Genomic DNA, 19,458 nt, shown 5'->3' on the forward strand with positions numbered 1-19,458 from the left:
TTTTTATTTGTTCATATTTCAGAACGCATCATTTCGACTTTGCTCGTCAGAAAATATGACAATACCACAGATAATAACAAAAATAGACATTAAGATGTGATAGAGGTATTCAGATACATAATTAATAGGTAAAGTGAGTGAAAAAACATGCTACATCAAGTCATGCCGTACTTCCAGCCTATTTTCAGCCTAGATAATCAGATGATTTGGGGGTATGAGGTATTAGGCAGAATTCGGAGTTCTGCTGGAACATGCTCTTCCTTAGGGGCTTTCTTTTCAGATATGAGCGTTGAGGAGAGTGTACGAAAAGAAGTAGATAAAACCGTTCGAAAAATGGCATTGGCTAAATTCTGTGAACAGACAATGGATGTCCATTTGTTTATTAACATAGATCCGAATTGGATCACGGATGACTTGAATTGGCTTTTAGACGATCATGTTATCCCGGAGAACATTGTACTAGAAATAAATGAAAGGGACTTTGAAGGGAATGTAGATGAGCTTTCTCAGATTTTAGCTCCCTTTCGAGAGTTAGGATGCAAAATAGCAGTGGATGATTTAGGGAAAGGATTTAGCAATCTTGATCGCGTGGCCTGCTTGAAACCTGACTTTATCAAAGTGGACCTGCATCTAGTACAAAAAAGCACCCAATCCCGCTCGTATCGCTCTGTTCTTTCCGCCTTATCTCTTCTATCGCAAAAACTAGGCTCCGCTCTTATTTACGAGGGAATTGAGGAACCTGATCAATTTGCCAATGCATGGCGCAATGGGGGACAATTTTATCAGGGATATTTATTGGCTAAACCGCATGCTGAATTTCTAACGAAAGAACACTGCCAAACTCTCCTCCAACAGCAAATGGACAGCCTGGTAAAGCAAGAGTTCTCGTTTTGGAATGATCATTTTAACTACGAGTTGAAGCTTAATCAAAAAATGGGGCAATGTCTCCAAGAGATTGCTCCACTCCCTAATTTAGACGAGTATACCCAGCAGTTCACGCGAGTTGTTGGCGAGCCATTTCTGCGTTTGTATCTCTGTGATTCACAAGGGAATCAGTATTCTTCAAACTATGTCAAAGATGAAGATGGGTCTTGGGCAAAGAAAATGGAATATAAAGGCATGAATTGGAACTTTCGCCCCTATTTCATGCAAAATATTGTCAAGATGAATAACTACGGTAGAGGTATACTGTCAGAGTCCTATATAGATAGGGAGTTTGATCTGATGATCCAGACATTTTCTTGTCCCGTGTATCATGATTTGTTTCTTTTTCTCGACATCCCTGCTCATAACCTTCATTGAGAGAAGCCTCTTTCATAACGCTGTATTACAGAAGCCAATCGGGCCGTATCGGAAATATCATGCGGAATGGAGCAGACCGCTTCTTCTATCCAGATGGTAGCTGATTCTGCAGTGACCGCTAATGAAAATGCCTCCAACGGGACTAGATTGGTTGACCAAACGATGGAACAGATGAACGCAGTACAGGAAACGGTAAACCGAATTTCCCAAGTCGTCTCAACACTTGGACAGAAAACAAAAGAAATCGATCAGATCATTGGACTAATAACCCAAATCTCCAGCCAGACCAATTTGTTGGCCCTAAATGCAGCGATTGAAGCAGCGCGAGCAGGAGAACACGGAAGAGGCTTTGCCATTGTAGCGGATGAAGTCCGCAAACTGGCAGAAGAATCGAGGAAATCAACGGAGCAGATACGCAAACTGATCGGAGAGATTCAAGCGGAATCGAATAAAGCCGCAGAAGTCATGAATCATGGTACTGTAGTGGTGAAGCAAGGAATTGACATGGTCAAGGAAACAGGAGAATCCTTCCATAGTATTGTGAGGATGGTTCAAGAGATTTCCAGTCAGTCCCAAGAAGTGTCTGCGATCGTCCAAGAGGTCAACGCCAGTTCTCATAGTATGGTTGAAACGATGGAGATGATGGCGAACATCTCGGAACAAACTTTCGGGAATACGCAGCATGTAGCGGCAGCAGCGGAGGAACAAACAGCTTCGATGGAAGAAATCACTGCTTCTTCCTTTGAACTGGCAAGAATGGCGGATGAACTGAAAAATTTAGTAAGGAATTTTAAGGTGTAGATTATTATTTGACCATTGTTCTTCGAACCCAATGATGAAGTTCAGCAACTACTGCTGAGCTCCTTCATCGTACAGAAATTATAATCAGACGATATTTATTAATCTAAATTAATCCTTACATTTTTGACTTCTGTGTAATTTTCTAAAGCATAGCTTCCCATGGCGGCTCAATCATTAGGCGTTCCCAAGTACGTTTTATAAGAGACTTCAGAAATTCAATTTATAAAAAGGCTGTCCATCAGGGCTGAAAAGCTCTAGGGCGGCCTTTTTTACTATCCAAAAGGTAATTCTCTCCACTGATTTCTGCTTAAGTGGACAGAACGGAACAGTATGTAACAGAGTGGAACAGAATGAGACATTTTCTTATTTGTCTATATGGAAATACCTTTTTTAGAGGTAAAGATGGCCCATGAAATCAAGGATCCTGTTGATATATTGAGAAGTTTCTTTTTGGCACAGTACTTGCTTATAAAAGGGTATAGGGTAAAAGGCTATGATTACAGAAAAGATAGGAGTGGATATGTATGGCCATTAATAGAAATGACTTTAGAGATCAACTAACGACTGAAGCCGCCCATCTCTTATATAGGATTAAGGGGGTGTCAGATTTGGATGCAAAGTATGAGTTGTGCAGCATGCTTATGGAAATATTTGAGGAACTCGATATTGAGGTTGAATCCCATTCCTCATTGTGGGGCGACATGCAGATCAATTATCAGGAATACATCCAATATATATTTGAGAGATCACCAAAGACAGCATGAATGGGGCAAGAGAATCTATTGTGTTATAACAAATATTATTTTGTATATAACATGAGAAGGGAGTAGGTTTTAAAATGCAGATTACGAAATCAACAGGAAGAGAATGAGTAGAACGTCGGAGAATTCTAGTTTTCTTTGTGTCCGTTAGGCGACTGTTCCCTCTGTCCTTTTTTTCTGGATGTCGGCTAAAAATCTTCGCACGACCTTCCTGGTTAGCGAATTTCCAGTTTAGGCCGTGTGAAGGTTTGAAACCTTGTTTGAAAAGTATCGTATAGGGGGATAAGTGTTGATGTGATATTCAGCTATTGGAGGACGACCATGAATTTGATCTGCCAACAATCCTATTTTGAAACTGTTCGAGTAATTCAGAGCAATCGTCAAGAGTCGGTTGAAACGGAAATGCTTCTTCGTTTGTACAAGGATCTGATCACTATAAACTCGCGCGATTTTATGCTTAAGGATATACGAGACATGTCGTTTAAAGTGATATCAGGTGAAGCAGGTTTTTTATATATACATACTGATTTTCAGGTTTTTTCTTTTTATGTGAAAACAAACCCAATCAAGTTGTTGTGCGAGTTCAGACGATTAAAAGGAGTTTGAGTCATTATCATTTTTCAAAGGGGGAAGCGTCCTGCCTTGCAGAGGAGTGGCTGTCATGGCCGCTCCTCTTTTTGCTGCTGGATTAGGATAGAATAGTTTAGTAGTATTGATCGGGATCTGAAGTTATAATAATAATTATCTAACAGTCAAAAGGAGTTTTATATGGATTATTATGCACTAAAAGATGTTATTCATGGGCGACGGAGTGTTCGCAACTTTACGGAACAAGATGTCTCTATTCAAGATATAGAAGAGATTATTGATTGTGCTAGGTACGCCCCTAGTGATACGAATTCACAAACATGGGAATTTATCGTTATAAAAAACAAGGATAAAATAAAGGAAATTGAGAAAATTACATGGGATGCCCTGTACGAAAAAGCAGCAGAAGCAACAAGCAAAGGATTTGAAAAGGAAGGAAAGCTCCTTACTCGTTCTTTCGGTCCTTACGCAACCGCATTTTCTGATGCCCCCGTGCTCATTGTTTCTTTGGCTACCCCTTATCAATCTAAGTTTAGGGAGAAAATTTTTGAGCCTATACAATTGGTTCCTGATTCAGTCTGGGAAGAAGAGGGAATTAAAAGCAGTTGTTTAGCTACTCAAAATTTAATGTTAGCAGCCTATGCAAAAGGATTAGGTACATGCCCTATGACTGGGCCTGTACTTTTGGCATCAGAAAAGTTACGTGAATATCTAAACATTGAAGCAGAGAAACAAATTAATATGGTGATTGCTCTTGGTTACCCGAAAGATACTCCTAAAAAACTGCCGCGCAAACCGGTAAATGAAATCACTCGTTACGTATATTAATAGGACTAATTCTAGATATATTTTAACTTAATAATAGAAAGTTGAAATTTTACTGCTCGTTGAACAGAATGAGGTAAAATCACACAGCAAAAAGACCACATTTCGAAGATGTGGTCTGATTTTTTTATCCCATTTGAATGGCCTTCATCGATTACGCTTCCTAAAGGTAAGGGTTATTGCTCTTATACAATTCGGCAAGCTGGTCAAAAGGGAGCTCGTAGCGATCTATCCAAAACTGTATTTCTTCCTCAGCTTTTTGCCGTTCAAATTTATTCCACTCGTCCCAAAGATCCAACTCATAAAGAGTATCCTTAAATCTTCTAAATGGTCTTTGTCCGTCAAGAGCATTAAACAACTTCATGTCAGGAACCCGTTTGCATGTCCAAATAATAGGGATGTTCTAGGTTGTTGTCGAGATAAGCATCAATAAGCTCGTCCATGAGTTTCAAAGTTATCGACCTCACTATCACTAAAGGATAAAGATCCCTAAAAAACTTTCCATAGAGCATGATTGAATTTGTCAATGAAGCGAGTCGTTATGAAAGCAATATTAAAGTGGAGGCGATAAGCCTAAATGCCAATGCCAAGAGTTTGATGAGTTTTTCGCTTGCGGTTGTAAACTCCAAAAACTTACTGATACGCGCCGAGGGACCGGATGCTTTAGAAGCCATTCGAAGTCTATCTTGTTTCTTCAACAAGTTGGATAACGTAGCCTTGTAAAGCAGACTTTTAGATTTTTTTTATGTAATAGTGAAAATAGATTGATTATATCAATAATTCGGTTTATCATAAATGATGAAAGCGCTGCAAAAAATCCTCGATTAACCTTCATCTATCCACGCTTTCTCCTTCAAGTGACAGGACATTTCAGTAGATTAAGAGAAAAAAATCCAAACATAGGGAGAGGGTAAATTGACCGAGACTACACTTTCATTTCAAGCATGGAAGCAATTCATGAGTGAAGGTGCATTTGATCTATCCCGACTGAATCAAAGAATTGTTGAATCCTGGTATCGTTCAAGGACAGCGGATGTGAATCCTTACTTAGAAAAAGGGAAACAGATTTTGACAGATGAATTTTTTTTGGCCCAAAAGGAGAAAAACTTCCTATTAATGAATAGTGCCGGACCTCATTTGTCTAAGATTGGACAATTTGCTAGAGATATGGGAATGATGGCTCTTGTGATTGATCCTGAGGGATATGTCCTGTCCATAAAAGGAAGAGAGGATGTCTTAAATCAGGCTAAGGAAATCAATTTTGTGGAAGGCGTACGCTGGAGCGAGGGCGAAGTAGGAACGAATGCCATTGGCACCGCGCTTCAGGCCGAAGAAGCGATCCTGGTTACCGGTACGGAACATTATTCTATCGCCTCCCACCAATGGAGTTGTGCTGCGGCCCCGATTCGTGATCAGAGCGGCAAGCTCCTTGGGGTTCTGGATCTTTCATGTCCCGTTGAGCGGGCCCATCCGTATATGCTCGGCATGGTCGTATCCGCTGCTTACATCATAGAGCAAGAGATCAGTCTTTGCCTGCGAAATTTTGATAAGGAACTTATAAACCAGACGATAGACTTCATGGAGTCGATTCAACCATTGCTGATCTGTAATACTGCAGGAGATGTAGTGGGGGCCAGTAAACCGATTCGCCTCCAAGTTCCAAACTGGTCGTGTATGAAAGAGGGCCATTTTCCTGCCTATGGGTACCATTCACAACTAAGAATACCGGTATTCTCCAAAACCAACGGATTTTTATTAGGTTATTGTATTCATTTAAACAATGACAAAGGCAAAAATGCAGATTCGGTTTATGTGTCCAAACGAAAGGAGTTTGAATTCAAAGGGGAGGCTGGCGTCAGCTTATCGTTTCAGAGGACACTAGATGAATTAAAACCTGTGGCGCCGACGGATGCGAGCGTTTATATTTTGGGAGAAACAGGCACAGGCAAAGAGGTCATTGCTCAATCCATCCATGAAAACAGCCCACGAAAAAATGGTCCATTTATAGCGGTGAATTGTGGCGCGATCCCGAAAGAGCTGATGGAAAGCGAGCTTTTTGGCTATGTGGAAGGGGCTTTTACAGGAGCACGCCGCCAAGGCTACAAGGGGAAATTTGAACAGGCCAACCGCGGTACCCTTTTTCTTGATGAAATAGGTGAAATCCCCCCTCCTATGCAGGTTGCGCTCCTAAGAGTGCTGCAGGAGCGAAAGGTCACTCCGATTGGAAGTCATAAAGAAATCCCCTTGGATATCCGAATAATAACGGCAACCCATCGAGATCTTCGCCAACTGGTGAATGAGGGGAAGTTTCGGGAGGACTTGTTTTATCGACTCCATGTGTATCCTATCTATGTCCCGCCGTTAAGAGAACGGAAGGAAGATATCCCCCATATCATTCAATTTTTTTGTGAAAAAAACCAATGGGATATGACCTTTGCCCCTGAAGTTATAGATTGGCTGCATACCTATCATTGGCCCGGGAATATCAGAGAATTATTGAATGTGCTGGAACGATTGTACATTCTCTCTCAAGGAGAGATGAAGGAACCATCCCAAGTCCTTCAATGGCTGGCTTCGCAGAATCGAGTCGAACCTGCTTTAGCCGTGACTACAACAAAGGAAATCCCGGAGAGTGCGGCCGATCCTGCCGCAGCCCTTTCAGCACGCGAAAAAATCCAGAAAGAGCTTATGATCGATGCGTTGCAAAAGTCGAAAGGAAACGTAACGTTAGCGGCTAAATTGCTGGGGATGCCAAGAAGCACTTTTTACAAGAAGATACAAAAGTTTCAACTCTAGCATGATCAACGTAGCAAAGAACGAAGAGGCTGCTCCCCAAAAGTCGTTTTTGACAGACCTTTTAGGACAGCTTTTTTCCTTTACCATGCTAATATGGATTAATCTTCGCACATTGGCTAGATGAGATGAAAAAAAGCTTACCTGTTGATACCTACACTAAGGGTAAAACAACGTGCAACTTCAGAGGAAAGCAGAGGAGAAAAAGAGGGGATCTCCCTACGCTTTCCTTGCAGGGGTTCTGAATTACCTTCGGCTAAAGAGTCATATCGAAGATACAGTCAAGGCTCTGCCCGTAGAAGTCCTGTGGGAGTCACCCCAGGCAAGAAAAATAGATATTTATACTCTGGATTCGTGGATGCAATGTCAAATGTTTACAAAGGAAGGAAGACATTTTTTTAACCTCATTGCTGAAATCATGTGTGTAGAGCTAGATACTTGATGATTAAAAAATCCGATTTGGATTATCTACTTTTCTGAGGAAACGATGATACGCCCATTCAACGCTTCCTATTAGAATGGAGAGGGATAAGATTTCGATAAAGTCTAATGTCCAATTTGTTACCCAGGCTGCAATCCAAAAAAATCCGAATGCCAGACCAGCATCAGCTATCGTAGACACCGTATTGTTTGTCATTCTTTAATAGCAATTGATCCCCCACAAGATACGTCAAAACAGAAAAGGTTAAGGCCGTGACCAAGGAAACCAGGAATGCAGAATCGGAAAACCACATCAGGAAGGGAACAATAACAATCGAATTGAGGACTAATTTCCTTAAAAATCCATTCATACATTTCACTCCTTTTGATATAGTTTGGCTCCCTTTCATGAAAGATTAATTTTGGCAACAGCTAAAAGCAGGGAAATTCATCTCTGCTTCCTAGCTGTTTAGTTGAATCCAATAGGGTTATCGCGTATCTGTATTCATTTTGTTTATAACGTTTTTAATGTTGCTGATTTCGGTTTCGATATCGCGTTGCGGTTGATGGTGTCGCTCAGATTGGGCATAAGAATTCGCTGCATTTTCCGTGATAGCGCGGATGCGTTCATTCATTTGGTTATTCGATGTGACATATATGTTGTAACCAGGTTCCCTTTCCTGAATCAAGCGTTTCACTTTTTGTTCCAAGTATGTCGATTCCGAAAAATTTCTAACCTGAATGCCCACAACAATATCTTCCCCATATACGATGCTGCTGGAACGGGCTACACCAGGAGTATCATCAGCCAAATCTGCGATCCGCAGAGCATGTGCATCATTGGCGTCATAAGAAGTTGGCCTGTGGCCTACATGTCCATGCCCAAGGTCTAAAGCTTGGTCCCTGGCACTAAGCATACCGTTCTCTTCAATATCTGCGCCTAATCTGTTATGCATTTGCGGCTCCATGCCATCGATATTTCCTGTACAGGCACATAAGCCCGCCATTAAGCCAGACAAAAAAAGGGTTTTGATATATGCTTTCATCAGGCACCTCCCTTTGAATAGTTTGTTTTTCTTCGAACAATAATAAACTATGGAAGAGAATGTATTGGAGGGTTAAATATGGATCAGAGAAACGAACAGCAACGCAGCAAAGCGGAGCAAAGAAAAGCAATCAAAAGAGCACAGCAACCCAATGCCCATGTCCAACAAGATTTTGAACAGGCTCCTCCCGTTATTGACGGAAAAGACCGTTAAAGGTTCATTTGCAATGGACGAGCTTAAAAATCAATTAAATGCTTTATCATGTGAATTGGAATGGCTATATCAACAATTGGGTTCAGGCATTTATGATAATCAAGAACAGCGGGAAATTCACCAACGAATCCAAGAAATTGAGCATCAATTCCGCACAGCCATCGATCAAGAATTAGATGTCTAGATTGAAAATAGTCCACCCCTTAAAGTAGACATTGGATAAAAACCGTAGGGAAATGTCCAATTTACTTAAGGGGTGTATTTTATTGCTTAACTAATGCACCTTAAGGGTAAATAACCCTTAACTATAGAGAGGTAAATCACATATGAATGACCAAATCCTTTATACCCTGAATAGCCTGTGGGTGATGTTGTCGGCCGTCTTGGTAATCCTGATGGTCGGCGGTTTTATTTTGCTTGAGGTAGGGTCGACTCGCATGAAAAATGCGGGCCATATAGCCGGAAAAACGATTTTTACGTTCGGAATTTCCTCTGTTGTCTTTTGGGCCATAGGGTTTGGCCTCATTTTTGGCGGAGCGGGAAGCTTTTTTTCCGGTCTGGGTAACATGTTTTATAACGGATATGAAATGGCTGGCCTAGAGCTGAATACTGCAGTATTCTTCTTGTTTCAGCTTGCCTTTGCCGGCATTTCCTTGACCATTGCTTTTGGAGGATTTGCCGAACGGGCAAAGCTGTCCACTTACCTTCTGTTCTCCCTATTATACAGTGCCCTGGTTTATCCCGTGATTGCTCACTGGATTTGGGGCGGCGGATGGCTTTCAGATCATGGGAAACAGGATTTCGCGGGTTCTACCGTGGTTCACTTGACTGGAGCTATGGGGGCCTTAGCTGCCACGATGCTGTTGAAGCCAAGGATTGGGAAGTTTAACAAGAACGGTACGCCGAATGTGATTCAGGGTCATAATCAGGTTTTCACCGCGCTGGGCGTGCTTTTGCTATGGGTCGGATGGTTTGGTTTTAACGCAGGCAGTACGCTATCGGTTGAGGAGGGCTTCTTTGGCTACGTAGCAATGAATACCAATTTGGCTGCCGCCGCTGGAGCGATTAGCGCCTTGCTGCTTTCCTGGATCGCGATTGGAAAATCGGATGTGCCCATCATGCTCAATGGCGCACTGGCCGGTTTAGTGGCAATTACGGCATCCTGTGCCTTCGTTACCCCCTGGGTCTCCGTTCTGATTGGCTTTATTGCCGGGATACTTGTTTTCTACAGCATGAAATTTTTTGATAAGATAGGAATCGATGACCCCATCTATGCGCTATCTGTTCACGGCTTGGCAGGCGTATGGGGAACCCTGTCCACGGGCTTATTTGCTACTCCTGAACTAGCCGCAAAGATTACCGGGTTGCCTGGCTTGTTTTATGGTGGCGGGTGGACCCAGCTCGGGGTGCAGGCGATGGGTATCGCGACTTGCGGTCTATACTCTTTTGCTGTTTCCTACTTGATCTTATGGATTATGAAGAAGATGATGAACGGTCTTCGCGTGACCGAAGAAGAGGAGATTATTGGTTTGGATCTAAGTGAGCATGGAGGCTACGGCTATCCTGAACAGTTTAACCCTGAGCAACGGGTGGAATGAAACAAGGTGCCAGCCATTGGGGGGAGGGGGGACGTATGGGCGAACAGCTGGATTCCTATCAGGCACTGAAGCAATATCGAGATCTTCATATGGTGAATCACGCATCAACGATGGAATCACTCAACGCTTTTCATGATTGGGTCATGAAAAAAGCCTGCGGAATTGCCCAAGTACAGCTGCAGAAAGAAAAAGGGCCGCTGCCTGCACCGTTCTCCTGGTTTGTCATGGGTAGCGCAGGCCGAAGTGAGCAGGGGAGGGCGGCGGACCAGGATCACGGGCTGGTGTATGAAGGCGAGGAGTTTAAGGAATATTTTGAAGCGCTTGGCGTGGAAATTACGAACGGATTGTTCCAGATCGGTTACCCTCTGTGCGAAGGAAAGGTCATGAGCAGCAATAGGGTATGGTGTCAATCGAGTGCCGGTTGGGAGCGTCAGCTCGCCAAATGGCTGGAAGAAGAAAGCTGGAATTCGATTCGGCATTTGCTCATTTTCTATGATGCAAGGGTGCTGGTTGGAAGCGTGGAGCCCCTTCGCCACCTGAAAAATCTCATGGATCGGTTTATTGAGAAGCATCCTGCTTTTTTGTTCAGGCTGCTGGAGAATACGAAGAGAATCAGAAAAGGAGTAGGCCTTTTTCAACAATTTTTAACAGAGACTCATGGACCCTATATGGGCTCCATAAACCTAAAGGAAATGGGCTTATTTCCATATATCAATGCCGCCCGTCTCCTGGCGATGAAGGAGAAAATTAGCGAGACGTCTACTCTTTCCCGCTTGGGACTGCTGGGCGAGCTCCCTGCCTATCTTCAAGACTTCGGGCGATTTCAAGCCCATTTCCGCTTGCTGTTAGACTATAAGCTAAAGCAGGTGAACCATCAAATAGATTACGAACAAATGCATTTTCTTAACGTACAGGGGTTGACCCCCGCTGAGAAAAGCGCGCTAAAGCAGGTGCTGAAGGATGGAGTGAAGCTTCATCAATTTACCCAGCGCGTTATTGAAAAAGGATGTTAGAGGATGGGATACGAGCCGTTAATCCGATTCATGAAGCAAATGCAGGGGAAGCTGGGTTCGGCCCTTTACGCCCCTTTGCAATCGCATACAAATCCGCAGCATGCGGCGTTCATTAGACAGCTGCAAAAAGAGCTGAGAGCTAAGGAAGAATTGATGATTCCGCTACAGGAATTAGTTGTTGTTGTCTTTGATCTCGAAACGACCGGTTTCTTCCCGGAGCAAGGCGATCAGATTCTATCCATCGGCGGTGTGAAGGTTCAAGGGGAAACCCTCTTGGAGAGTGATACTTTTTATTCGATGGTTCGCTATGATCAGAAATTAGAGGCACACATTCAAGAACTGACTGGACTTTCGGAGGAAGAGGTACGGAAAGCGCCACTTTTGGAAGAAGTACTGGTTCAATTTTTTAAATTCGCTGGAAATCATATCCTTGTCGCTCACCATGCCGCTCACGAGAAAAAGTTTATGGACGCTGCCACAAGGAAGGTGTTTCGTACGCCGTTTCAGCATCGGATTGTCGATACTTCTTTTCTGTTGCGCATTGCGGAGCCCAAGGAGTCTTGGCATCATCTAGAGGACTGGTGTACTCACTGTCAAATTCCTGTGAAAAATCGACACCATGCTTTAGGAGATGCCCTTTTGGCCGCTCAATTGTGGAGCACCTCCCTTCAGAAAATCGGAAGCCTTGGGCTTCATACGCTGCAGGATGTATATGAGCGACTGGCTAAGTCCTAGCTGACGGGTTCGGCGAGATACGTTCCAGAATTCATATATTAATTACATTTATTAGGACATAGTGATTAAAGTTCTACAGATAATAAAAGGAGGGATTTACATAGCTAAAACTGGAGGATAACTTGATGGAAAAATTTTGGCGAGTCTCTGCCGGTTTCATTCTGCTCATCCATACGATTGGTTGCGGGATGAACAATCGGCCTCAAGAGAACTACCAGGTGGAACAAACTCCGCTTCAGTACCATTCCTCTATTCAAGAGCAGGGAGGAAAAGATCCGGTTGGGATTAATCCGAACACCGGAGGAAAAGAGAGCGGACTTTCCGAGGAATACCATGGACATATCCAGGATCGTCCTATTAGCCCACGGGCAGACATTCAGTCGGAGGAATCCTTCCAAAGCTTAGCGGCCCAGAAGGGATATAAATCCATACAATTGCTGGGTATCAATGATCTTCATGGACAGCTGAACGTAACCCGGAGGGTAAATGGGAAACCGGCAGGCCGGGTGGATTATTTGGCGGCTTATTTAAAGCAGCGGGAGGCTAAGAATAAGAACACATTGCTTGTGCATGCGGGCGATATGATCGGAGCGAGTCCGCCTGTTTCGGCTCTCCTGCAGGATGAGCCGACCATGGAAATCCTCAATCAATTAGATTTTGACATCGGAACCGTCGGCAATCATGAGTTTGATGAGGGAGTAAGGGAACTTCTCCGTCTGATTCGAGGAGGCACCCACCAAAACACCGGGTACTTTGCGGGGTCCTCCTATCCTTGGGTCGTTGCCAATGTCTTTGATAAGAAAACAGGGAAATCTCTTCCCCCTCACAAAGTGATCACGGTCGATGGGATGCCGATTGGGTTTATTGGTGTATGCCTGTCCAATACCCCTAATATCGTGGTTGAAAGCGCAGTGGCCGGATTGCGTTTTACGGATGAGGTTCAAGCCATCAATGATTCCGTTGCGAAATTGAAAAAGCAAGGGGTGCGTGCTATTGTCGTCCTTGCACATAACCCAGGGTCATCGAGCATTAATGGGAAAAACCCGTCCGGGGAATTGGTGAGAATCGCTAAAAATATCGATGACGAAGTAGATATCATCTTTGGCGGTCATAATCATGCCTATATGAATGCGGTGGTGGACAATAAGCTTATAGTTCAATCGTATTCTTATGGGACGGCTTTTTCAGATGTAGACCTTTGGATAGATCCGAAAACCAAAGACATTGTGCAGAAAAAAGCGCAAATTGTCATAACCTTCCAGGAAGGAATTCAACCGGATCCAAAAATCCGGTCTATGGTTACAAAGTATGAAAAGAAGGTAGCCGCATCGGTGAACAGGGTGATCGGATATACCACATCAAACATCACGTCCATCAAGAGTGAAGAAGGGGAATCCGCATTAGGCAACTTAATCGCGGATGCTCAAAGAGCGGCTATGAAGACGGATTTCTCTTTCATGAATGCTGGAGGTATTCGAGCGGATATTGGGCGAGGAATGATTAATTGGGGCGAACTCTATACCGTACTTCCCTTTAATAACATACTCGTGAAAATGGATTTGACGGGTAAGCAAATCCGCGATCTGCTCAATCAGCAGTGGAGAGATACAGGTTCCAATATGCTCCAAATCTCCGGGCTGAAATACACGTGGGATGCCAATCGGCCGATAGGCGACAAGCTTGTCAACGTTTACTTAAAGGATGGATCGGAAATCGATGCAAGTAAAACGTATTCAGTTACCGTCAACAACTTCCTTGCTGAAGGAGGGGATAACTTTACGATCTTCCGCCAGGGAAAAAACCGTGAAACGGGCATAGTGGATCTTGACGCCTTGGTGAACTATGTTCAAAAGCTTCCAAAGCCGTTTACGTATCAGATTGAAGGACGAATCAGGAAGCTCTTTTATTAGATGTGGAAAAGCTGTCGAATAAATAACTTCGACAGCTTTTTCCTGTATCATCGCGGACCGAAGAGAGCGATTCGTTTTCCGGATCTCAATTTCTTAGTACGTGAACGGAAGGTGTATTCCAGAAAGTTAAAGGCAATGTTCTTATAGCTGCCTTTTCGATTTCCATCCTTGCAGTATACGATTTTTGTTTTCTTCTTGTTTTTTTCCAGCTTAAATCGCTTGAATCGTTTTGTAACCTGGGACAATAGGGCTTTGGCTTGGGCTTCACTGCGGCAATGAATAATTATATCGTCAACATAGCGCTCGAAAGGAAGATGAGGATGATTCTTTTTCATCCACTGGTCAAAAATATCGTGCAAGTAGAAGTCTGCCAGGAAAAAGCTAAGACTGTTATCATGCGGCAGCCCTTTGTTCCGTCTTTCTAACGTTCCATTTTTCAATTGTGCAGGTACCTTCAGCATTCGATGGGTATAGAGCAGTACCCATGGATTATCGAAATGTTTTTTTAGCATATTCATGAGGATCCGATGGTCTATGTTGTCCCCATACTTTTTAATGTCTAGAATAAGGGCCCAATTATAACGCAAACAGCGCTTACGGGCGGTTTCAAGAACCGCTCTTCTTGCTTTTTTGCCACGCAAATGCAAAAAAGAGTTGGGATGCCAACGCCCATTGAATCTAGATGACAAATGATCTCTTAATAACGTCTGCACGACATGATCTCTCACGGTAGGAATTCCTAGAGGTCTCCACCCGCCGGTCGGTTTGCGCCTATAGGCTCTGCGAACAGGAGCAGGAACATATTTGCCGGATGACATCTGTTCCCACAATTCATGCAATCGCTTTGGCTGCAATCCGAAAGATCGGATGCTTCGGCGATTTATACCTATAACCCATCCTTTTTTGGCTTGCTTGACTGCATCCCAAACGACTTTCTTGGGTATACGAAATAATCTGTTTTTGGACATTATCCTACCCCTTTTAGTCATTTTGTTTACCATTCTATCTATATGTTTTCGTTGGAAATTGTGATCATGAAAAGGGCTTTGGAACTGTTCCCATTTGCTAATCTTTTACATAGAATACTAGAATAATAGAGCTTGTAAGGAACAGAGGAAGGAGTGCAATTCATTGAGCAGGGGTATTTCGGTCATCACCTGTACAAATAAACCCAAGTTTATGAAGAATATTTTTTCGAATTTTACTCGCCAAAAGTGGAAGAAGAAGGAACTCATTATTGTTATAAACAGTGAAAAGATGAATTTAGCAAAGTGGAAGAACGCTGCAAGGAACTATAAGAACGTTTCGGTTTTCCTGCTTCCGGCACGCATTTCCCTTGGTCAATGTCTTAATTTTGCAGTCCAAAAAGCGAAATATGGATGGATTGCGAAGTGTGATGATGATGATTACTATGGTCCGTATTATTTAACCGATTCTATGAAATACATTCGGAAAACAAATGCAGATGTCATAGGGAAGCGTTCCTATTATATATTCTGGAAAGGCACCAAGCAGCTAAGGATTCGATTTCCAGGCCAGGAAAATCGCCCATCGAGACTGGTTCATGGGGGAACGATTATTGCGAAAAAAAACGTCATGCAAGCAGTACCCTTTGCCGACCGTTCTCTTGGGGAAGATCAGCGCTTTCTTCGGGATTGCCGGTTGAGGGGTTATCGGATTTATTCTACTAGCAGATTCAATTATTGTTATATCAGGCGCAAGGATCAGCTTCACACCTGGAAAGCCGATCGTGAGTATTTAATAAAGACATCAAAAAAAGTCGCGAAGACGTCTCATATCTTGAATTTTGTTAACCGCAAACATCCAGGCTTGCCATGAATGAAATAAGTCCCGTACCAACGATGGCACGGGAGTTTGCTCTTATCGCTATTTTCTTATCCAGTGAGAGTCTACAATTTCGCCGTTTGTGTTCATAGTGCGGATTAAAACAGCGCTTCCTTTCACGTCTATAGCCGTAAAATTATGCTGGCTGTTGTAAATCTTGTCTACATAAGCATAGTTATGTCTTTTTTGGCCCAATTCCATCCCCGCGCTGCCGTTAATGAGATAGGTAATTCCGTTAATCGGCTTGGTGCGCTGATAAAAATGCTCATGTCCGCTCATGACAAGGTCTACCTTGTACTTTTCGAGTACAGGAACAATGATTTTTTTCATGTTTTCCACTTCATAGGTGCCGGAGTACTTTCCGGCTGTGAAGGGAGGGTGGTGAAAGAAAACAAATGTCCAGCGTTTTTTATTGGCAGCCAGATCCTTGTTCAGCCAAGGTACCACAAAGCGGGTTAAATCTTCTGATCTTAAGTTGGAATTTAAGCTGATGAAATGAGCATTCGCGTAGTCGAAGGAATATACGCTTTCTTTTTTCACTTGTGCCGGCCCGTTTTCGGGGAGAACAAAATTATCATAATAGGCTTGAGCGCGATCATGATTTCCAGGCGTCGTATACATGACGGCAGAGCTTAAAATCCTTTGGTAAGGGTTGAAGAACCGTGAATCGTAATATTGGGGCTCCCCTTTGTAGTAGATGATATCTCCAAGATGGATCGCCAGATCGTAAGGATAGCGGGAAATCAGGTTAGCCATCTTAAACTGAGCTGTTGTTCCAATGCCCGAATCGCCCATCACGAGCATTCGGAAATGGTCCCCTTCTTTCTTATTGGTCATAAATGAATACAGTTGAGTAGATTTCCCATTGATGGAAATGCGATAGTAATATTTTTTTCCCGGTGTCAGGCCCGTAATCCGGACGCGTTGCTCTGATTTGTATTCCTTTGGAATGATCGTTTTCTTGTTTGACTCAGAAGTGCCGTATTCCAATTTGCCCCGATGTGCCTGTTTCGCTTTCCAGATGACCCAAACACTGTTGCCCGTTCCATTTTGCAGATAAGGCCCCCTTTCAAGTGCCAAATCATCAAATGCTCGGATTTCTGCATTAGGATGGAGGGGATCATCGGAAATGATGCTTTCCTTCTCTCCGGTGCCCGGATCCCTAAAATCTTGGATAGGGGAGGATGACCTACGCTGTATAGGCATCTCTTGAACGTTTTGGATATTGCGATGGTGTTGAGAGTTTTCTTCAGGACGGTTCTGCATGCCGCATCCAATCGGATAGATGAGCAGGATGAGAGCGGCAGACATTTTCCAAAGCTTATTCATCATTTACCTCCCATGTATTGCAAGTACAGACAGTCGTATTATTTGTAAAAGTTTTTATCCTATGTGAAACAAATTGTTAATCATTTGTTAATCTGGAAGGCCAGGGCAAGAATAAAGGGCAGTAAGACTGTACAAGTACTTCGACAGTCTTATTGCCCTTTTATAATTTACGGTAAAATCTTGTGAGCTTCGTTGCACTTGAAGCAGCATTACGTGGATTCACATAGAAGCGGTAGTTCTTCGTTTTAGCAACTTTAATACTATTCCGAAGCAGGAATTTCTTGTCAGTTCTCCAGGTATGGTCCCTGTTGTTGTTTCTTCTCATGTACGTGTAGAAAAAACGATTGGTAGCAAAGATTTTGAAGCCTTTAGCCCGGCAATCCTCATAGAATCGATTATCTTCCCCTAAAGAAACGTCGCGGAATTTCACCCGGTTAAATACGCTCCGCTTAGCGAGGATTGTACCGCCCTCCACGCGTCTGACCAAGCGATTTTCCGCAAAGGGATTGCGAATGACCAACAGCTGGCTGTCAGGCATATACAAGAAGTGCGTTTTTTTTCCTACTATATCGGCTTTGGAGATTTTTAGAGCAAGCAGGGAGTTGGACAAGTAGGCGGGGGCGTAAAAATCATCATCGTCAAATTTAGCGATATAGTTGTACTTTGCCTTTTTCACCGCAAAATTTAAACAGCTGCCGAGAGAAACTTTTTCAGGAATTTGGTATACGGAAACATGCTGGAAATTTCTTGCTTTCGCCCTCCATTTGTTCAGCCTTAATTTATCATTATTAAGAATGATGATCAGTTCTTTGTTTTTTAAGGCTTGATTGCGGTAATTGGTGAAGATGTTTTTCTTGAATTTTGTCTTATTGGTACAGGTTATAATCGAAACACCTTCTTTTGTTTTTCTCATGGGTTTTGCCTCCTTATTCATTCCTATGCTCATAGTCTGGGTTGGGAGCGGGCTGGAAGCCCACCCCCTTGGTCAGGTACCTTATAAGAGCCTCGAATAAAAACGATGATAATCAGCTGCCACTCTTTTCCAGCTATAACGCTGAAGGGCTGTCCGTTGACCAGTGGCTGCCAGTTTTCTTTTTTGGGAAGGAGAGGATATCAGCTGTATGATTGCCCGAGAAAATGCCTGTGGATTTCGATAATCGCGAACGGTGATTCCATTTCCTCCTTTTAGAATTTCTGGAATCCCTCCTCGGTGCGAAGCGATAACGGGGAGTCCGCTGGCCATGGCTTCCACATTGACTAAGCCAAAAGCCTCCTTAAACTGGGTGGGGAAAACCAAGCAGTCTCCGAGCCAATAGGCACGATGCGTGAGGGAAGGCTTCATCTTCCCGGCAATGCTCAGAGGAACATGGAGTCTTTTGGCCAAGGAAATGATCTTTCTCAGGTAGGTTTGGCTTGATGGCCCAACAAGGACCACACGGATAAAAGGATATTTCTTTTTCGTTATGGCTGCCGCTTGAATAAGCAGCTCTACTCCTTTTTGCGGGATGATGCGTCCGCAGTACAAGATATTGAACGTGTCTTCAACCGAAAAACGGGCACGCAGGCGGTATTTTTCTGCTAGGGTTGGGGGTTTAAAGCGACTAGTATCAGTTCCAAGCTGAATGGCATGGATCTTTGTGGTGTAAGGGGGGAAAAGCTTGCGATAGTGATTTTTAATATAATGGCTGTTGCATAGGATCGCTTGAGCATCCTTCATGACTCTCCGTTGTCGTTGAGCGCTTAATTTGCGCATAAACGTAAGGGAATGAAGATTGAGGACAATGCGTGCAGAAGGTAAATGGGACTTTAACAAAGAAACAGCCTCAGGGCGGTTATCCACTTGGATGAAATCAAATGTTCGGATTTTGGCATAATGGATCACCTTCTGCCAATAACCTCGAACAGGAATTCGGATAATGCGAAGTTTATTGAAACGGGATTGAGAGGGAAGCCCCGCTGACGCGCGGCTGATAATTGTGACCTGGTGGTGCTTGGATAACCGTCTGCCGATTTCAAGCATGCAGATTTCAACAGAACTGCCTGTACTTGCAGATACGGGGAAGGAAGGGGGAGCGACCATCAAAATCCTCATCTGATTCACATCCTTGTATAAGGAATGTATCAAAATAAATTTATGACTGCTTTGTTTCTTCAAAAGGGGGTTTGGTAACCCTGATATATCTAATGAAGCTTTTTACTTATTCACTTCATCTATACGAATTAATTGGTAGTTTGTGATAATGGAATAGCGGATATTAGAGAATATAACAGAAGCAAAA

The 19,458-nt window shown here is 43.3% G+C and carries 21 protein-coding genes; 13 read left to right on the forward strand and 8 right to left on the reverse strand.

Going from position 1 to position 19,458, the window contains the following annotated elements:
* The first annotated feature begins 147 nt into the window (after window positions 1-147).
* The 4 genes from ABLT31_RS05055 to ABLT31_RS05070 all read left to right on the forward strand — a co-directional run bounded on the left by ABLT31_RS05055 (window position 148) and on the right by ABLT31_RS05070 (window position 4,280).
* Window positions 148-1,302: an EAL domain-containing protein gene (locus ABLT31_RS05055; protein WP_367749426.1), complete on the forward strand. Its 1,155-nt coding sequence runs from the start codon at window positions 148-150 to the stop codon at window positions 1,300-1,302.
* A gap of 66 nt (window positions 1,303-1,368) precedes the next feature.
* A complete protein-coding gene (locus ABLT31_RS05060) occupies window positions 1,369-2,103 on the forward strand; it encodes a methyl-accepting chemotaxis protein (protein ID WP_367749427.1) in 735 nt (244 codons plus the stop codon).
* Window positions 2,104-2,627: 524 nt separating this feature from the next.
* Complete coding sequence (locus ABLT31_RS05065; RefSeq protein WP_367749428.1) at window positions 2,628-2,867, forward strand: hypothetical protein; 240 nt, start codon at window positions 2,628-2,630, stop codon at window positions 2,865-2,867.
* A 765-nt stretch (window positions 2,868-3,632) separates the two neighbouring features.
* Window positions 3,633-4,280, forward strand: a complete 648-nt coding sequence (locus tag ABLT31_RS05070; protein ID WP_367749429.1) for a nitroreductase family protein — start codon at window positions 3,633-3,635, stop codon at window positions 4,278-4,280.
* Window positions 4,281-4,440: 160 nt separating this feature from the next.
* Here ABLT31_RS05070 and ABLT31_RS05075 read toward each other — a convergent pair whose 3' ends face one another.
* Window positions 4,441-4,641, reverse strand: a complete 201-nt coding sequence (locus ABLT31_RS05075; protein WP_367749430.1) for a hypothetical protein — start codon at window positions 4,639-4,641, stop codon at window positions 4,441-4,443.
* A 146-nt stretch (window positions 4,642-4,787) separates the two neighbouring features.
* On the opposite strand from ABLT31_RS05075, the gene ABLT31_RS05080 reads away from it, so the two are divergent.
* Both ABLT31_RS05080 and ABLT31_RS05085 read left to right on the forward strand, forming a co-directional pair.
* Window positions 4,788-5,000, forward strand: a complete 213-nt coding sequence (locus ABLT31_RS05080) for an HPr family phosphocarrier protein (protein WP_367749431.1) — start codon at window positions 4,788-4,790, stop codon at window positions 4,998-5,000.
* A gap of 192 nt (window positions 5,001-5,192) precedes the next feature.
* Entirely contained in the window at window positions 5,193-7,073 is a 1,881-nt protein-coding gene (locus tag ABLT31_RS05085) for a sigma-54-dependent Fis family transcriptional regulator (RefSeq protein WP_462976464.1), read from the forward strand.
* Window positions 7,074-7,515: 442 nt separating this feature from the next.
* On the opposite strand, the gene ABLT31_RS05090 is transcribed toward ABLT31_RS05085, so the two are convergent.
* From ABLT31_RS05090 to ABLT31_RS05100, 3 genes are all read right to left on the reverse strand, one after another.
* Window positions 7,516-7,707 carry a hypothetical protein gene (locus tag ABLT31_RS05090; protein WP_367749432.1) on the reverse strand — a complete coding sequence of 64 codons (192 nt, stop codon included), beginning with the start codon at window positions 7,705-7,707 and terminating at the stop codon, window positions 7,516-7,518.
* On the reverse strand, window positions 7,676-7,861 hold the full coding sequence (locus ABLT31_RS05095; RefSeq protein ID WP_367749433.1) for a hypothetical protein: 186 nt from the start codon (window positions 7,859-7,861) through the stop codon (window positions 7,676-7,678). Before ABLT31_RS05095 ends, ABLT31_RS05090 begins: the two co-directional genes overlap by 32 nt.
* 117 nt (window positions 7,862-7,978) lie before the next feature.
* Entirely contained in the window at window positions 7,979-8,536 is a 558-nt protein-coding gene (locus ABLT31_RS05100; RefSeq protein WP_367749434.1) for a YhcN/YlaJ family sporulation lipoprotein, read from the reverse strand.
* Between the two features lie 78 nt (window positions 8,537-8,614).
* Between ABLT31_RS05100 and ABLT31_RS05105 the strand changes: the two genes are divergently transcribed.
* The 6 genes from ABLT31_RS05105 to ABLT31_RS05130 all read left to right on the forward strand — a co-directional run bounded on the left by ABLT31_RS05105 (window position 8,615) and on the right by ABLT31_RS05130 (window position 14,005).
* Window positions 8,615-8,749 (forward strand): hypothetical protein, encoded by a 135-nt coding sequence (locus ABLT31_RS05105; protein ID WP_367749435.1) that lies wholly within the window; start codon window positions 8,615-8,617, stop codon window positions 8,747-8,749.
* A gap of 13 nt (window positions 8,750-8,762) precedes the next feature.
* Window positions 8,763-8,933, forward strand: coding sequence for a hypothetical protein (locus ABLT31_RS05110; protein ID WP_367749436.1), 171 nt, complete (start codon window positions 8,763-8,765; stop codon window positions 8,931-8,933).
* 142 nt (window positions 8,934-9,075) lie between these two features.
* Window positions 9,076-10,347 carry an ammonium transporter gene (locus tag ABLT31_RS05115; RefSeq protein WP_367749437.1) on the forward strand — a complete coding sequence of 424 codons (1,272 nt, stop codon included), beginning with the start codon at window positions 9,076-9,078 and terminating at the stop codon, window positions 10,345-10,347.
* 35 nt (window positions 10,348-10,382) lie between these two features.
* The gene (locus ABLT31_RS05120) at window positions 10,383-11,360 is read left to right on the forward strand and encodes a DUF294 nucleotidyltransferase-like domain-containing protein (RefSeq protein ID WP_367749438.1); all 978 of its coding nucleotides are present in this window, start codon (window positions 10,383-10,385) and stop codon (window positions 11,358-11,360) included.
* A 3-nt stretch (window positions 11,361-11,363) separates the two neighbouring features.
* On the forward strand, window positions 11,364-12,095 hold the full coding sequence (locus ABLT31_RS05125; protein WP_367749439.1) for an exonuclease domain-containing protein: 732 nt from the start codon (window positions 11,364-11,366) through the stop codon (window positions 12,093-12,095).
* A gap of 125 nt (window positions 12,096-12,220) precedes the next feature.
* Window positions 12,221-14,005 (forward strand): bifunctional metallophosphatase/5'-nucleotidase, encoded by a 1,785-nt coding sequence (locus tag ABLT31_RS05130; protein WP_367749440.1) that lies wholly within the window; start codon window positions 12,221-12,223, stop codon window positions 14,003-14,005.
* Window positions 14,006-14,052: 47 nt separating this feature from the next.
* On the opposite strand, the gene ABLT31_RS05135 is transcribed toward ABLT31_RS05130, so the two are convergent.
* Complete coding sequence (locus ABLT31_RS05135; protein ID WP_367749441.1) at window positions 14,053-14,973, reverse strand: reverse transcriptase domain-containing protein; 921 nt, start codon at window positions 14,971-14,973, stop codon at window positions 14,053-14,055.
* A gap of 163 nt (window positions 14,974-15,136) precedes the next feature.
* Here ABLT31_RS05135 and ABLT31_RS05140 point away from each other — a divergent pair, with 163 nt between their 5' ends.
* Complete coding sequence (locus ABLT31_RS05140; protein ID WP_367749442.1) at window positions 15,137-15,844, forward strand: glycosyltransferase; 708 nt, start codon at window positions 15,137-15,139, stop codon at window positions 15,842-15,844.
* Between the two features lie 48 nt (window positions 15,845-15,892).
* Here ABLT31_RS05140 and ABLT31_RS05145 read toward each other — a convergent pair whose 3' ends face one another.
* The 3 genes from ABLT31_RS05145 to ABLT31_RS05155 form a co-directional block, all read right to left on the reverse strand.
* Window positions 15,893-17,179: a purple acid phosphatase family protein gene (locus tag ABLT31_RS05145; protein WP_367749443.1), complete on the reverse strand. Its 1,287-nt coding sequence runs from the start codon at window positions 17,177-17,179 to the stop codon at window positions 15,893-15,895.
* A 160-nt stretch (window positions 17,180-17,339) separates the two neighbouring features.
* The gene (locus tag ABLT31_RS05150; RefSeq protein ID WP_367749444.1) at window positions 17,340-18,092 is read right to left on the reverse strand and encodes a glycosyltransferase family 2 protein; all 753 of its coding nucleotides are present in this window, start codon (window positions 18,090-18,092) and stop codon (window positions 17,340-17,342) included.
* Window positions 18,093-18,173: 81 nt separating this feature from the next.
* Window positions 18,174-19,271, reverse strand: a complete 1,098-nt coding sequence (locus ABLT31_RS05155; protein ID WP_367749445.1) for a glycosyltransferase family 4 protein — start codon at window positions 19,269-19,271, stop codon at window positions 18,174-18,176.
* Window positions 19,272-19,458: the final 187 nt, after the last annotated feature.

Source organism: Ammoniphilus soli, from assembly GCF_040813775.1.

Coding starts and splice junctions, on each gene's coding strand:
- ABLT31_RS05100 (WP_367749434.1), bottom strand. CDS start 8,536: ATGAAAGCATATATCAAAACCCTTTTTTTGTCTGGCTTAATGGCGGGC.
- ABLT31_RS05150 (WP_367749444.1), bottom strand. CDS start 18,092: ATGAGAAAAACAAAAGAAGGTGTTTCGATTATAACCTGTACCAATAAG.
- ABLT31_RS05065 (WP_367749428.1), top strand. CDS start 2,628: ATGGCCATTAATAGAAATGACTTTAGAGATCAACTAACGACTGAAGCC.
- ABLT31_RS05075 (WP_367749430.1), bottom strand. CDS start 4,641: ATGAAGTTGTTTAATGCTCTTGACGGACAAAGACCATTTAGAAGATTT.
- ABLT31_RS05090 (WP_367749432.1), bottom strand. CDS start 7,707: ATGACAAACAATACGGTGTCTACGATAGCTGATGCTGGTCTGGCATTC.
- ABLT31_RS05155 (WP_367749445.1), bottom strand. CDS start 19,271: ATGAGGATTTTGATGGTCGCTCCCCCTTCCTTCCCCGTATCTGCAAGT.
- ABLT31_RS05135 (WP_367749441.1), bottom strand. CDS start 14,973: ATGTCCAAAAACAGATTATTTCGTATACCCAAGAAAGTCGTTTGGGAT.
- ABLT31_RS05095 (WP_367749433.1), bottom strand. CDS start 7,861: ATGAATGGATTTTTAAGGAAATTAGTCCTCAATTCGATTGTTATTGTT.
- ABLT31_RS05060 (WP_367749427.1), top strand. CDS start 1,369: ATGGAGCAGACCGCTTCTTCTATCCAGATGGTAGCTGATTCTGCAGTG.
- ABLT31_RS05115 (WP_367749437.1), top strand. CDS start 9,076: ATGAATGACCAAATCCTTTATACCCTGAATAGCCTGTGGGTGATGTTG.
- ABLT31_RS05145 (WP_367749443.1), bottom strand. CDS start 17,179: ATGAATAAGCTTTGGAAAATGTCTGCCGCTCTCATCCTGCTCATCTAT.
- ABLT31_RS05055 (WP_367749426.1), top strand. CDS start 148: ATGCTACATCAAGTCATGCCGTACTTCCAGCCTATTTTCAGCCTAGAT.
- ABLT31_RS05130 (WP_367749440.1), top strand. CDS start 12,221: ATGGAAAAATTTTGGCGAGTCTCTGCCGGTTTCATTCTGCTCATCCAT.
- ABLT31_RS05125 (WP_367749439.1), top strand. CDS start 11,364: ATGGGATACGAGCCGTTAATCCGATTCATGAAGCAAATGCAGGGGAAG.
- ABLT31_RS05070 (WP_367749429.1), top strand. CDS start 3,633: ATGGATTATTATGCACTAAAAGATGTTATTCATGGGCGACGGAGTGTT.
- ABLT31_RS05105 (WP_367749435.1), top strand. CDS start 8,615: ATGGATCAGAGAAACGAACAGCAACGCAGCAAAGCGGAGCAAAGAAAA.
- ABLT31_RS05120 (WP_367749438.1), top strand. CDS start 10,383: ATGGGCGAACAGCTGGATTCCTATCAGGCACTGAAGCAATATCGAGAT.
- ABLT31_RS05080 (WP_367749431.1), top strand. CDS start 4,788: ATGATTGAATTTGTCAATGAAGCGAGTCGTTATGAAAGCAATATTAAA.
- ABLT31_RS05110 (WP_367749436.1), top strand. CDS start 8,763: ATGGACGAGCTTAAAAATCAATTAAATGCTTTATCATGTGAATTGGAA.